Annotated in this window: 10 protein-coding genes and 1 pseudogene; all 11 read right to left on the bottom strand. The window is 47.4% G+C overall.

What is annotated here, in order from left to right:
- Positions 1-58 precede the first annotated feature (58 nt).
- Positions 59-2,137, bottom strand: a complete 2,079-nt coding sequence (gene fusA / locus RF007C_RS13620) for an elongation factor G (protein ID WP_037300764.1) — start codon at positions 2,135-2,137, stop codon at positions 59-61.
- A 24-nt stretch (positions 2,138-2,161) separates the two neighbouring features.
- A complete protein-coding gene (rpsG, locus tag RF007C_RS13615; protein ID WP_028515382.1) occupies positions 2,162-2,632 on the bottom strand; it encodes a 30S ribosomal protein S7 in 471 nt (156 codons plus the stop codon).
- 226 nt (positions 2,633-2,858) lie between these two features.
- Positions 2,859-3,275: a 30S ribosomal protein S12 gene (gene rpsL, locus RF007C_RS13610; RefSeq protein ID WP_019680939.1), complete on the bottom strand. Its 417-nt coding sequence runs from the start codon at positions 3,273-3,275 to the stop codon at positions 2,859-2,861.
- A gap of 189 nt (positions 3,276-3,464) precedes the next feature.
- Complete coding sequence (locus RF007C_RS18100) at positions 3,465-6,908, bottom strand: leucine-rich repeat protein (protein WP_037300762.1); 3,444 nt, start codon at positions 6,906-6,908, stop codon at positions 3,465-3,467.
- 86 nt (positions 6,909-6,994) lie between these two features.
- Entirely contained in the window at positions 6,995-8,062 is a 1,068-nt protein-coding gene (locus RF007C_RS16675) for a leucine-rich repeat protein (RefSeq protein WP_051456682.1), read from the bottom strand.
- A gap of 57 nt (positions 8,063-8,119) precedes the next feature.
- Positions 8,120-9,556 carry a TrkH family potassium uptake protein gene (locus tag RF007C_RS13590; protein ID WP_037300760.1) on the bottom strand — a complete coding sequence of 479 codons (1,437 nt, stop codon included), beginning with the start codon at positions 9,554-9,556 and terminating at the stop codon, positions 8,120-8,122.
- A gap of 19 nt (positions 9,557-9,575) precedes the next feature.
- Positions 9,576-10,934 (bottom strand): Trk system potassium transporter TrkA, encoded by a 1,359-nt coding sequence (gene trkA / locus RF007C_RS13585; RefSeq protein WP_037300755.1) that lies wholly within the window; start codon positions 10,932-10,934, stop codon positions 9,576-9,578.
- 181 nt (positions 10,935-11,115) lie between these two features.
- The gene (locus RF007C_RS13580; protein ID WP_019680946.1) at positions 11,116-11,361 is read right to left on the bottom strand and encodes a hypothetical protein; all 246 of its coding nucleotides are present in this window, start codon (positions 11,359-11,361) and stop codon (positions 11,116-11,118) included.
- Between the two features lies 1 nt (position 11,362).
- On the bottom strand, positions 11,363-12,016 hold the full coding sequence (locus tag RF007C_RS13575; protein WP_019680947.1) for an HAD family hydrolase: 654 nt from the start codon (positions 12,014-12,016) through the stop codon (positions 11,363-11,365).
- Positions 12,017-12,131: 115 nt separating this feature from the next.
- On the bottom strand, positions 12,132-13,586 hold the full coding sequence (gene glgA, locus RF007C_RS13570; RefSeq protein ID WP_037300753.1) for a glycogen synthase GlgA: 1,455 nt from the start codon (positions 13,584-13,586) through the stop codon (positions 12,132-12,134).
- Positions 13,587-13,888: 302 nt separating this feature from the next.
- Positions 13,889-14,273 (bottom strand): annotated as a pseudogene (locus RF007C_RS17530) (hypothetical protein); the annotation flags it as partial.

Here is a 14,273-nt window from a genome sequence, read left to right as displayed (position 1 = left end):
TTTTGTAGATTATGCCCGTTTTACACTTTTATCCGCATAAAACGGGCGGATAATTCAATTAGTTCTTAGCTCTGTTAGCCATGATCTTTTCAGCGATGCTCTTCGGAACTTCCTCATAGCTGTGGGGCTCCATTGTGTACTGTCCGCGGCCCTGTGTATTTGAACGGAGGTCGCTTGTGTAACCGAACATTTCTGAAAGCGGAACGAGTGCATCGACCTGGATCGAACCGGATCTTGACTCCTGTCCCTGGATCTGTCCACGACGTGAGCTGAGGTCACCGATAACTGTTCCGAGATACTCATCGGGAACGATAACCGCAACCTTCATAACAGGCTCCATGAGAACTGCGTTAGCCTGCTTGAGAGCTTCCTTGAAAGCGATAGAACCGGCGATCTTGAATGCCATTTCCGAAGAGTCAACTTCGTGATATGATCCATCGTAAAGCTCTACCTTAACGTCAACTACCTCATAGCCTGCAAGGATACCGGCCTTCATAGCGCCCTGGATACCTGCGTCAACAGCAGGGATGTACTCCTTGGGGATAGAACCGCCGACAACAGCGTTTGTGAATTCATAGCCCTTGCCTGACTCGTTAGGATTAACTCTGATCTTAACGTGACCGTACTGACCTGAACCACCTGACTGCTTCTTGTACTTGTAGTCGATATCTGCGCTGCCCTTGATAGTTTCCTTATAAGCAACCTGAGGAGCACCAACGTTAGCCTCTACCTTGAACTCACGGAGGAGACGGTCAACGATGATATCGAGGTGAAGCTCACCCATACCGGCGATGATAGTCTGTCCTGTTTCCTCATCTGTCCATGTCTTGAAGGTAGGATCCTCTTCAGCAAGCTTTGCGAGAGCGATACCCATCTTCTCCTGACCTGCCTTTGTCTTGGGCTCGATAGCGAGCTGGATAACAGGCTCGGGGAATTCCATGGACTCGAGAATGATCGGGTGCTTATCATCACAGAGTGTATCACCTGTGGTTGTATTCTTAAGACCTACTGCTGCAGCGATATCGCCTGAGTAAACAGTTGTGAGGTCTTTTCTGTGGTTAGCGTGCATCTGAACGATACGTCCGAAACGCTCCTTAGTATCCTTTGTAGCGTTGAGAACTGTATCACCCTGATTTACGACACCTGAGTATACACGGAAGAACGCAAGCTTACCAACGAAGGGATCTGTTGCGATCTTGAATGCGAGAGCCGAGAAGGGCTCGGTGTCGGAAGAAGGTCTTTCCTCTTCTACATCTGTATCGGGGTTAACGCCCTTGATAGCGGGTACGTCAAGGGGAGAAGGCATATAGTCGATTATAGCATCGAGGAGCTTCTGAACGCCCTTGTTCTTGTATGAAGTACCGCAGCATACAGGAACCATGTGGTTAGCAATGGTAGCCTTTCTGATGCAGGTCTTGATCTCTTCCTGAGTAAGCTCGCCCTCTTCGAAATACTTCTCCATGAGTGCTTCGTCCTGCTCAGCAACGTGCTCTACCATCTCATCGTGGTACTTCTGAGCGATCTCCTTCATATCGTCGGGGATATCCTCGACCTTGATATCTGTACCGAGATCGTTTGTATAAATGTAAGCCTTCATCTCAACGAGGTCGATAATACCTGTGAATGTATCCTCAGCGCCGATAGGCAGCTGGATCGGAACGGCATTACACTTGAGTCTGTCCTTCATCATGTCTATAACATGATAGAAATCGGCACCCATAATATCCATCTTATTTACATAAGCCATACGGGGTACCTTATAGTTATCAGCCTGTCTCCATACGGTCTCAGACTGAGGCTCAACACCACCCTTTGCACAGAGAACTGTTACAGAGCCGTCGAGTACACGGAGTGAACGCTCAACCTCAACTGTAAAGTCAACGTGGCCGGGTGTATCAATGATGTTAAGTCTGTGGCCTGCCCAGTAGCAAGTAGTAGCAGCTGAGGTAATTGTGATACCTCTCTCCTGCTCCTGCTCCATCCAGTCCATAGTAGCGGAACCTTCATGTGTTTCACCGATCTTGTGGTTAACACCTGTATAGAAAAGGATACGCTCTGTGGTAGTGGTCTTACCTGCGTCAATGTGGGCCATTATGCCGATATTTCTTGTATTTTCAAGTGAACAATCTCTTGACATAATTTACTCCTTTTACAATGACGCTTACCAGCGGTAGTGAGCAAACGCCTTGTTTGCCTCTGCCATCTTATGTGTATCGTCGCGCTTCTTGCAAGCACCGCCTGTGCCGTTAAGAGCATCGAGGATCTCACCGGCAAGTCTTTCCTTCATAGTCTTCTCGTTTCTCTCTCTGGAATACTTTGTGATCCAGCGGAGACCGAGAGTCTGACGTCTTTCGGGACGGACCTCCATAGGAACCTGGTAAGTTGCACCACCGAGACGGCGAGCCTTTACCTCAAGCTCAGGCATGATATTTTCCATAGCCTGCTGGAACACCTCAAGAGCGTCCTTGCCTGTCTTTTCAGCTACGATCTCAAATGCACCGTAAACTATTTTCTGCGCTACGCCCTTCTTACCGTCTAACATGATATTGTTGATCAGACGTGTAACGAGCTTTGAATTGTATACAGGATCCTGTAATACATCACGCTTTGCGATTTTACCTCTTCTTGGCATTTTCGCTTCCCTCCTTCATATAGATTGATGAATTCATAGGTACTCAAACCTTTTCGGTTACTGCCTTTTCCGGCATTGCTTCGCCGAAAGGTGTGTCAGGAGCCAATGCAGAGGATCTATCGAACTGAATCTATATGATCTCCGCATTATCCTGCGGTAGTAGTTATCCTATATTAATGAATGAACGGCATTGTTTATACAGTCAGCCGCAGACTGAAGAAGTATCTTACTTCTGCTTGGGCTTCTTGGCACCGTACTTGGAACGAGCCTGGTTACGGTTAGCAACGCCCTGAGCATCGAGAGTACCTCTGATGATGTGGTAACGCACACCGGGGAGATCCTTAACACGTCCGCCTCTGATAAGAACGACGCTGTGCTCCTGAAGGTTGTGGCCGATACCGGGAATGTAAGAAGTTACCTCGTAACCGTTTGTGAGCTTAACTCTGGCGATCTTTCTCATAGCTGAGTTAGGCTTCTTAGGTGTAGCAGTTCTTACAGCTGTGCAAACGCCTCTCTTCTGAGGTGAGCTGAGGTCGATCTGAGTCTTCTTCTTTGCATTGTAACCCTTCTGGAGAGCAGGAGCTGTAGACTTTGTCTCAAGATCCTTTCTTCCCTTACGAACGAGCTGGTTAAATGTAGGCATATTTTTCCTCCTTTTCATTAATATAATGTGTCAGACGTACCTGCAAAAGGGTACAGAATCTGCGCACTGATATATTATACCCAAAAAAGCGCAGCTTGTCAAGGGGAAACCCTCAAAAGCCGCGCTTTTTCTCATTTTTTTGTTATTTTTCCCATTATTACACGGACTTTGCCCATGAAGACTTAGCTATTATTTCAGCCATTCCCTCATGTCTGTTATCTTTTCACCGTGTGAACGGGACAGATACGAATAATACGCAAGCACCAGCGAAGCGTCAACGGAGTCTATCTTGTTGTTTTCGTCCACATCTGCTGCCTTTCTGGCCTTTTCGCTGAATGTCGCATTCTTATTTGAAGAGAGCCTTGCATATTCTGCCAGTATCATACTTGCATCAACCGAATTGACCATACCGTCAAAGTCCACATCTCCCAGCTTTACCTTCTCCTGCTCAGGTAACGTGGTGGTTGTTGTAGTTGTGGTCGTACTTGTAGTAGTCGTGGTCGAAGTAGTTGTTGTAGATGTAGTTGTAGTGGTACTTGTTGTTGTAGTTGTAGTTGTAGTTGTAGTAGTCGTAGTGGTCGTGCTTGTAGTAGTTGTTGTCGTTGTACTGGTGGTTGTGGTGGTCGTTGTGCTGGTAGTTGTGGTTGTCGTTGTGCTGGTAGTTGTGGTTGTCGTCGTTGCGCTTGTGGTAGTTGCGCTTGTGGTAGTTGCGGTCTCAACGCTGACCTCAAAGGATGTATCTCCATAGATCCAGTCATTCATAGTCTCGCTGAAGGCCTTATAAACGAGCACCAGAGTCTGCACACCAGGCTTTTCACTGTCATAGCCCTTCAGCTCATACCTGTCGGGATTTGCCTCTACACTGTCACCTCTGCATACGCAGCACTTCTCCTCACCGTTTACGTGATAGATATCCACTAACATACCCGAAAGGCTGACAGACTCTCCAACTGTATATGCGAGCTTATCCGGAAGCTGTATTATACTGATCTCCGCGGTATAATGAGGCACAGTTGTGGTAGTGGTGGTCGTAGTTGTTGTGGTAGTCGTACTTGTCGTTGTAGTTGTTGTTGTCGTCGTTGTAGTAGTAGTCGTAGTTGACGTTGTGGTGGTGGTTGTAGTTGTAGTCGTAGTTGTTGTTGCCCCCACCGTCATATCAAAATCGACAGAGACTGTTTTACCGTTCTCAGTGTAGCTGAGCGTCATCTTGTACGTACCTCTTACCCAGCTGCGATATTCGGTATTTTTTAAAATACGCTGATCGTCCATGGAAACTTTCTCGGCAATGACCCTGCCGCCGCTTTCCGCATGACCTATTTCAACCACACCGCCCTGCAGATCATACCATTCAAAGATCTTGTAATTCAGCTTATCCGGAAGCGAGACTATCCTTATAAATGGCTCATTCTCCACACTTGCAGGTGCAGTAGTGGTGGTTGTTGTTGTAGTTGTAGTTGTAGTCGTTGTTGTAGTTGTAGTCGTTGTTGTGGTGGTAGTTGTCGTAGTCGTAGTTGTTGTGGTGGTGGTAGTTGTCGTTGTTGTAGTAGTAGTTGTTGTCGTAGTCGTGGTTGTTGTAGTTGTGGTCGTAGTTGTAGTCGTGGTTGTCGTGGTGGTAGTTGTTGTAGTGGGGGGAGTAGTTGTTTCAGTCTCCCGAACCTCCACCTCCAGATCTGCATTTGCTGTCGAATCCGACTTTGTATAGCTGAAGCTTATATTATACTTTCCTGCCCTGTTCTTGTCAAAGGAAGAACTGTCAACACTTACTCCGTCACGCCATTCCACTATATCCGCCATATCCAGAGCCGCAAGGAACGTATCCCTGAAGGTACCGTTGCTTAGGAACTCCCTGAAGGAGCGTATAAGCGAACCTCCCCGCAGATCAAGCTCTTCGCCTACGGTATAGGTTGTTCTGAAAGGATAGCTTCCTATCGAAAGATCTGCTGAAACTCCGATCACATACGGCTCTGTGGTAGTCGTAGTTGTGGTCGTTGTTGTTGTGGTGGTTGAGGTAGTAGTCGTCGTTGTGGTAGTCGTACTTGTCGTTGTAGTTGTTGTAGTTGTGGTGGTAGTTGTGGTGGTGGTAGTGGTCGTTGTTGTTGTTGTAGTCGTTGTTGTGGTGGTTGTCTCAGGTTCCTTAACCTCTACCTCCATATCTGTATATGCTACCGAGCCGGACTTGGTATAACCAAAGGATATAGTGTACTTTCCTGCCCTGTTCTTATCAAAGGCAGATGTATTCGCGTAAACTCCGTCCTGCCAGTAGGACATACTTGTCATATCAAGTGCTTCAAGGACTATGTCCCTTAATGTACCGTCGCTGAGGAACTCCGTAAAGGAACGTATTATGGTTCCGCCGCTCAGATCAAGCTCTTCACCAACCGTATATGTAGTCTTATTGGGAGTCCTTCCCACAGATACCTTAGCCGAAACACTCAGTACATAAGGCTGTGTGGTGGTCGTAGTGGTAGTAGTTGTTGTGAGGGGCGGGAGCACCTCCACCTCAAGATCAGCATAATCCACAGAGTTATCCTTCACATAGCCGAAGGTTATAATATACTTGCCGGGCTGGTCTTTATTGAAATTATCCGTGTTTACGTACACACTGTCGCGCCAGTAGGATACATCAGCCATATTCAGCGGATCGAGATCATGCTCTATGAATGCTCCGTTGCTGAGATATTCAATATAGCTGCGCTGTATCACACCACCCCTGAGATCAAGATCCTCACCTACGGTATAAGTGGTCTTATACGGGATCTGATCTATCCTGACCTTTGCCGATATACTTGAAATAAAGGCTGCTGTAGTGGTTGTAGTTGTAGTTGTAGTGGTAGTGGTCGTTGTAGATGTAGTAGTTGTTGTAGTGGTTGTCGTAGATGTTGTAGTAGTTGTTGTAGTAGTTGTTGTAGATGTTGTTGTAGTTGTTGTGGTGGTAGTGGTAGTCGTGGTCGTAGTAGTGGTAGTCGTTTTCGTAGTTGTTGTAGTTGTGGGAGGCTGACCGCTCAGCTTCTCAAACCTGCAATTGATACTTTTAGCATATGTCTCGGCTGTAGAGCCGCTGTAACCGCGGACAACTCCGCCGTAGCTGCCTTTTCCTGCCGATTCACTGTTGCTTACGGTGAGGTTACCGCCGACTATCTCACATTTCGGATTATAGAAGGTCACCGACCTCAGAGAAGGACATTCTCTCAGTACATCTCTTCCCACTATGGTAACATTTGCCGGGAATTCGATGGATGAGATGCCCGAGCGCATAAATGCGCTGGATCCGACAGATGCAATACTGTTCGGTAGCTTTATGTAACTGAGGTTGCTGCACCTTAAAAAAGCACTCGGACCTATACTTGTTACGCCCTCGGCTATCTCCACGGAATTGATCTGGCTTCTGTATGCGTCCCAGGGGACGTAGCTGCTGGTTTTCCAGACCTCCATTTTTCCCGTACCCGTAATGGTTAGCCTGCCTCCCGAGAGGTTCCAGCTGACGTTTGCTCCGCAGGAGCCTGATTCTCCTGTCTTAGCGTCTTCATTTCCAATATACTGCGGCACGGCAGCCTCGCTCAGAAGCTGCGGTCCGGCAGATACCGAAAATAAACCCAATATCGCCGCCATCATAACGGCTATCAGTTTTCTCATGCATATTTCTCCGTTTCCTGAATCTGTGATTTATATAACACAGCTTCCATTAAAATACCCCTATGCACTTCCCCATAACTGAAAACTTAAATGCCGCTTATGAAATCCGATATTGTTTTTACCTGCTCTCCGTCCTTCAGAGAAGAAAGATAGGCATAATAAGCAAGTATCTTTGAGGCATCAACAGAGTCGACCATTCCGTTCTTGTCAACGTCTGCTGCTTTTTTCTCCTTTTCGCTGAATGCAGCAGGCTGTCTTGATGAAAGACGAGCATATTCAGCAAGAGCCATGCTGGCGTCTACGGAGTCTACCCTTCCGTCGTTGTTTATATCGCCGAGCTTATAATCTTCGGTATTAACATTGGATGTTGAAGTAGTCGCGGTGGAAGTTGTGGAAGTAGTTGTAGTGGAAGTTGTGGTTGTAGTTGTAGTAGTGGTAGTTGTTGTCGTTGTTGTGGTGGTAGTAGTTGTTGTTGTGGTAGTAGTTGTTGTTGTTGTGGAAGTAGTAGTCTCAGGCGGAGCCTGACCGATAAGACAGAAGTTTATCCCGCGGTCTGAGGCATATTTCTTTGCAGTGGAATTATCATATCCTAAGATAGTTCCGCCGTAACTGCCCTGTCCGTTTGACTCACTGTTGCTTATAGTAAGATTGCCGCCTACTATCTCGCATTTTGCATTATAAAAGGTCACCGAGCTAAGAGAAGAACATTCCCTCAGGAAGTCTCTTCCCACTATGGTAACGGAAGCAGGTATCTCAAGAGATGTTATGCCTGAACGCATAAATGCACTTGATCCGACAGATGTAACGGTATCAGGTATCTTGACAGAATGCAGATTACTGCACCTTAAAAATGCACTGGGACCGATACTGGTTATTCCGCTGGCTATCTCCACGGAAGTGATCTGTTCTCTGAATTCGTCCCAGGGAACATAGCTGCTGGTTTTCCAGGCTGTCATTTTTCCCGTGCCTGTGATAGTGAGCTTTCCGCCGGAAAGGTTCCACTGCGCATTATCTCCGCAGGAGCCCGATTCTCCCACTCTGTTCTCCGACAAAATACCGCTGACGAGAGCAGTCTCCGAAGCTGTAACGGGAGCCGCTGTCATTACCGCAGCGCACATCGCCGCTGATACAAGGGCTGCAAATAACTTTTTCATGTTTTATTCCTCCTATTTTAATATATAAAACCTCAGGCTTCCCCAAGCCCGCAGGTCTTATCTCCTTCTCGGCACAAACAGCATTATGAGCGGATAGATCTCAAGACGTCCCAGCAGCATATCAAAACACAGCACTACCTTTGAGAAGGCATTGAGTCCGCTGAGGTTGCCCGCAGGACCGAAACGTCCCACACCGAAGCCGATATTATTCATACAGGTGATGACCGATGAAAGGGACTCCTCAATGGAAAAGCCGTTCAGAGTCACCATAAGCACAGATATTGACATAAGCGAAAGGAACAGGATAAGATAATTGCTGACGCCGCGCACAACATCCTTTTCCACGGGCTTTCCGTCCATTTTGACAGTAGTCACAGCGCGAGGATTTGTAATATACTTGAGTTCCTTGATGCCTGTCTTTATGAGTATAATTATACGCGATACCTTCATACCGCCGCCCGTAGAGCCTGCGCAGGAGCCCACGAACATGAGCATCAGCAGCAGAGTCTGCGAGAATACAGGCCATTTCGCCGTATCAGTGGTTGAAAAGCCTGCCGAAGTAATGGTGGAAGCCACCATAAAAAAGCTGTGTCTCAGTGTATCGCCCACTCCGTCATAGAGCTTATGCACACTGACGGCGATTATAGCGGTAGCCGCTATGATAACGCCAAAATATGTCCTTACCTCCTCGTTCTTGTAGGCAAGGGAGAATTTCTTTATTATAAGGTAATAATAAAGATTGAAGTTAACGCCGAAGAGGATAATGAACACAGCAATGACCATTTCGATGTATACGCTGTTATAGTGGCCGATACTGTTTCCCCACATGGAGAATCCTCCCGTACCTGCCGACGAGCAGGAATGTATTATCGCATCATACAGCGGCATACCGCCGCACATGAGGAGTATTGCCTCCGAAACGGTCATGGTAATATAGATACCGTAGAGTATACGGGCAGAAAACCTTGATTTTGACACCAGACGTCCTACCTTCGGGCCTGCGCACTCAGCTCGCATCATATGCATGGTCCTTGAATCATTGCTGGACATTATAGCCAGCACAAACATAAGAACTCCCATACCACCCAGCCAGTGAGTTAAAGCTCGCCAGAACAGGCAGGAACGCGACATTGCCTCAACGTCCTCCAGTATGGTGGCACCGGTGGTGGTAAATCCCGAAACAGTCTCAAACAGAGCGCTGGGATAATCTGCTATCTCTCCCGAAATCACAAAGGGCAGAGCACCTATGCAGGACATGGTTACCCATGAAGCCGCAACGCTCACGAAGCCCTCCATTGAATATACCGCATTGTTCTTCGGCTTCGCAATGGTAAATCCCATTGCAATGGCCATAGTAATAAGGAACGGTATGCCGAAGGAAGCAACCACATGATTCTCACCGTAAATAAACCCTACAATTATGGGAAGAAGCATGAAAAGTCCCACGACCTTCAGTATCTGTCCCATAATATATGAAATCATTCTGTAATTCATAGAAATCGTCCGCTACACCTCAGTCAAATATATTACTCAGGTCGTGCATGCCTTTTGTGGTAGTCACGACAACGACACTGTCATTTACCTTCAGGCAGTCATCGCCCTTTGGGATTATGAGTTCATTGCCTCTTACAATACTTGCAATGAGGATACCGCTGCGCAGCTTCAGCTTTTTCAGAGGCACATCAACGTACTCCTTCTTGTCACGGACAACGAATTCTATCGCCTCCAGACGGTCGTTGACCAGTCTGTACAGCGTGGTTACACTGTTTCCGAGAGAATTCTGCTTTGCTCTGACGTACTGAAGTATCTGATTTACCGTGATAGTCTTGGGTGATATGATGCTATCGAGGTCGAGAGTGTCCGAAAGCTGCATAAGGGACATTCTGTTTACCTTTGTTACCACCTTATCCACGCCGTTGTTCTTTGCAAGGAGCGAAAGGAGTATATTCTCCTCGTCGATGCCGGTCAGTGTTACCACCGCATCGGCGTCGTAAACGCGCTCCTCCTCCAGTATATCGTGATCTGTACCGTCGGCGCAAGAAATATCTACCTTATTGAGCCTGTCGGACAGTTCAAGGCAGCGTTCGCGATCGATCTCGATGATCTTGACTTTTGCACCCATTTCTATAAGCTGCTGGGACAGATGATAGGCAATACGGCCGCCGCCGATGAGCACCGCAGACTTTACGCGCTTTTCGCGGTAAGCGGCGCTTATGCTCTTGAAAAACTTGACCATATTGCTGTGAGAAGCTGTCATGTGTATCTTGTCTCCCGCACGAAGCACGAAATTACCGTTCGGGATAGTGAGCTCATCACCACGCTGAACTGCGCATATAAGCACATCGAGCCTCATACGTCTCGATAGCTGGGTGAGAGCCACTCCGTCCAGGATACTTCCGCTGGTAATGCGGATCTCCGCCAGGTCTACTCTTCCCTTTGCAAATGACTCTATATTTATAGCCTCGGGATAGCGAAGAACCTTTGCTATCTCGTTAGCGGCGTTGTAATCCGGATTTACCATCATGCTGATACCAAGCTCTTCACGCATGAATACCAGCTGCTTGTCGAATTCGGGGCTGCGCACACGGGCTACACAGTGACGGGCTCCCATTCTTTTTGCAATAAGACAGGAGAGAATATTCACCTCGTCAGAGGTAGTAACGGCAATAAATATATTTGCCTTTGCAACGTTGGCCTCCTCGAGGATCTGAGTCTGAAGGCAGTTGCCGACAATTCCCATGACGTCGTAGTCATTGGTTGCGGCTTCAATAAGCGCCTCCTTCTTATCTATAATAGTAACATTATGTTCACTGCTGAGGACTTCAGCGAGAGAAGCTCCCACCTTTCCGCAGCCTACAATTATAATATCCATGATTCCTCCGTTTTTTATAAAAGTTCATGAGATGAGCAGATATAACTACTCATTATAATTATAAACCCACAGTATGTTTTTGTCAACGTCTATTTTTGGCTCATTGTTCCGCACAGCAAAAATATTTCGGGAACATAATATGCCGCGGCTATGCCCCTGATACTCACGGGTAGACAGGGGCTCATTCCCCTTTATACTGCTCCTCCAGCCACTTTATCATGGCCTCGAAGCCCTCCTGTGTACGTTCGAATTCGGCTTCATGCTCTATCTCCGCCTTCATCGAACAGAGCCTGCCGTGCCAGGTCATGCACTTCATTGTGTCTCCGTTGGCTATTTTATAGGAAAAGTCGTCCTTGCTCCCCGAGAAGTCGTTGCCGCTCTCGAAGTAATAAAACTTTGGTATCTCAAATATTTCCGAAACGCTCATATCATAAGCTCCTTTCAAAAAACTCCGCTGCCTGGTCGAGGCTGTCATATACTGCCGACAGGAGAGGCTTTATCTCCTCGTCAGGCTGAGTCATATCGGGTATCATCACAGCATAGCAGCCTGCGGCGTGAGCCGCCTTTATGCCGTTGGGCGAGTCCTCGAAGGCTGCACACTCCTCAGAAGGCAGCCCCAGTCCCTTTGCCGCCGCAAGGTATATATCGGGGGCAGGCTTGCCCGTAGTGACCATATCTCCGCATATCACTGCCGAAAAGTAGTCCTTTGCGCCTATGGTCTCAAGATAGCTCATAGTCCGCTCAAGGGGCGTAGCCGTGGCAACAGCCATTCTGATGCCTTTGTCTCGGAGATAGTCCAGCAGCACAAAAAGCCCCTTCTTTACCTCCAGGCCATGCTCCTTTATGTACTCCGCCATAAGCTCGGTGCGGTGAGCTCTTATCTCCTCTGTGGGGCAGTCCTCACCGAATATACCCTTCAGCAGGGGTATGGAGAACTTTCTCGCCATACTGCGCATTGAGTAGACGTGCTCGGGAGTCATATCATAGCCGAAGTCCTTTGCAGCCAGTATCCAGAATTTCAGATAGAGCTTCTCGGTGTCTATCATAAGACCGTCCATATCAAAAATAGCGCCTTTTAACATTATCTGCTCCTTGTTACTGATTATCGGACGGTGCGGAAAGTACGCACTCCGCACCGCTCAACAAAGCGCAAGGGCGGATCGAGTTCCGCCCTCACTCCATTATATAAAAGAATTATTACCAGTTTATCATCCAGCTGTACATACCCTCGTACTGTCTTGCAGAGCTGTTCCACGAGAAGTCCTGCTCCATTGCACGCTGCACCATCTTGTCCCACTGCTTGCGGTGGTTGTAGTAGATATGCTTGGAGTAGTTGATAACGCCCAGCATCTCATCGCCGTTGTAGTTAGCGAAAGAGAAGCCGTTGCCGGTACCGTCGAACTCGTTGTAGGGTGTGACTGTATCCTTTAGTCCGCCTGTCTCGCGTACTATGGGAAGAGTACCGTAACGGAGAGCTATCAGCTGAGTAAGTCCGCAGGGCTCGAACAGCGACGGCATCAACATGGTATCTGCCGCAGCATAGAGCTTATGAGCCAGCTCGTCGGAATACAGGATATTAGCGGAAACTCTCTCGGGGTATTTCCACTGATAATGCGTGAACATATTCTCATATCTGGGATCGCCCGTGCCTATGATCACAAACTGGGTGTTCTCATCGCATATGCGCTCGATAGCATAGTTTACCAGATCCAGACCCTTCTGATCGGTAAGGCGTGAAATTATGGCTATCATGTACTTGCCTTCGTCCACGGGAAGTCCCAGCTGCTCCTGGAGCTTCTTCTTGTTCTCAGCCTTTTTCGTCTTGGCGTTCTTTGCAGTATAGTCCGCGAAGATCTTATTGTCATGGGCAGGATCGAACACCTTGTAGTCTATGCCGTTGAGTATTCCTCTCAGCGAAGCCGACCTTGCACGGAGAAGTCCGTCCAGCTGCTCGCCGTAGAAGGGATACTTTATCTCCTCGGCGTAGGTCTCGGATACGGTAGTGATATAATCAGCGTATACCAGACCGCCCTTGAGCATATTGGCATTGTTGTGGAATTCCAGCTTATCTGAGGTGAACATATAATCGGGCAGAGCCGTGTTGAACTTAAAGGTATCGATATCCCATACACCCTGGAACTTCAGGTTATGGATAGTCATGATAGTCTTTGTGGAGCTGAAGAACGGGTTTGTAGCAAAAGCGGAATGAAGGAAAACGGGTATCATGGAAGCCTGCCAGTCGTGACAGTGTATAATATCCGGGCGGAAGCCTATAACAGGCAGTATCGCCAGAACAGCCTTACAGAAGAAAGTAAACCTTTCTATATCCCATTTCAGGTCGGGAGAATAAGGGCTGTCGCACTTGAAGTAATACTCGTTATCCACGAAATAGAAGGTTATGCCATTATATTCATACTCCATGATACCGACATGGACGCCCTCGCTTCTCATACCGTAATCCATATAGAAGTGGTGAACGTATTTGAACTCATTCCTGTACTTATCGGGTATACAGGTGTAATATGGCATGATGACTCTTACATCGAACTGTTTCTTGTCCAGATACTGCGGCAGTGCGCCCACAACGTCTGCAAGACCGCCTGTCTTTATAAAAGGAACGCACTCGGAAGCGGCAAATAGAATATTGTTCATAGCATATCTCCTTACTATTGTATTTGTTACAGCGATCACCTGTAACCACACTAATATTATATACTAATTTCCACTATTAGTCAACACAAAAATATGAACATTGCACAGCGGGCGGAAACTCTGTGAATATCAACAATAGTATTATCAAAAATTTGTTTACTAAGTCGAATACAAAAAATATTTTTTTCGGCTTCGATGCCCGTCCGTTGAATTTCACTCATTTTACGCCCCGCAAGAATCAACTGTATTCCTTCCCTGTTATAAACAAAAACGGCACGTATAAACGTACCGTTTCCGACCGATCATTTCTGATCGCCTATGGAATCTATTTTATGCAGCAGATACTCCTGTATCCTCAATGCGTCATCTCCTGTAAGTCCCTTTGTGGAGCTGTCCACATCTGCATTTGCATATCCCTGCTTTGTCAGCGGCTTCTGAGCAGTACCGCCGATACCGTACTTATTGGGATTTGCAAGAGCCTGCATTATGAGTATAGCGTCTGCAAGATCTACCTTATTATCGCAGTTGGCATCGCCGAGCATTGTTACAGCAGGTTTGCTGACTGTAGTTGTAGTAGTCGTTACCTTTGGCTTGGTTGTTGTGGTTGTCGTTGCCTTGGGCTTTGTTGTGGTGGTAGTTGTTGCCTTGGGCTTGGTTGTGGTGGTAGTTGTTGCCTTGGGCTTGGTT

The organism is Ruminococcus flavefaciens 007c, from assembly GCF_000571935.1.
Lineage (GTDB): Bacteria > Bacillota > Clostridia > Oscillospirales > Ruminococcaceae > Ruminococcus > Ruminococcus flavefaciens_F.
The sequence above is the reverse complement of the archived record's forward strand: the minus strand, read 5'-3'. Positions and strand labels throughout refer to the sequence as shown.

What these genes read in the sequence shown, in the direction of transcription:
- RF007C_RS16675 (WP_051456682.1), bottom strand. Translation starts at nt 8,062, where the DNA reads ATGAAAAAGTTATTTGCAGCCCTTGTATCAGCGGCGATGTGCGCTGCG.
- RF007C_RS13590 (WP_037300760.1), bottom strand. Translation starts at nt 9,556, where the DNA reads ATGAATTACAGAATGATTTCATATATTATGGGACAGATACTGAAGGTC.
- RF007C_RS18100 (WP_037300762.1), bottom strand. Translation starts at nt 6,908, where the DNA reads ATGAGAAAACTGATAGCCGTTATGATGGCGGCGATATTGGGTTTATTT.
- rpsL (WP_019680939.1), bottom strand. Translation starts at nt 3,275, where the DNA reads ATGCCTACATTTAACCAGCTCGTTCGTAAGGGAAGAAAGGATCTTGAG.
- fusA (WP_037300764.1), bottom strand. Translation starts at nt 2,137, where the DNA reads ATGTCAAGAGATTGTTCACTTGAAAATACAAGAAATATCGGCATAATG.
- RF007C_RS13575 (WP_019680947.1), bottom strand. Translation starts at nt 12,016, where the DNA reads ATGTTAAAAGGCGCTATTTTTGATATGGACGGTCTTATGATAGACACC.
- RF007C_RS13580 (WP_019680946.1), bottom strand. Translation starts at nt 11,361, where the DNA reads ATGAGCGTTTCGGAAATATTTGAGATACCAAAGTTTTATTACTTCGAG.
- trkA (WP_037300755.1), bottom strand. Translation starts at nt 10,934, where the DNA reads ATGGATATTATAATTGTAGGCTGCGGAAAGGTGGGAGCTTCTCTCGCT.
- rpsG (WP_028515382.1), bottom strand. Translation starts at nt 2,632, where the DNA reads ATGCCAAGAAGAGGTAAAATCGCAAAGCGTGATGTATTACAGGATCCT.
- glgA (WP_037300753.1), bottom strand. Translation starts at nt 13,586, where the DNA reads ATGAACAATATTCTATTTGCCGCTTCCGAGTGCGTTCCTTTTATAAAG.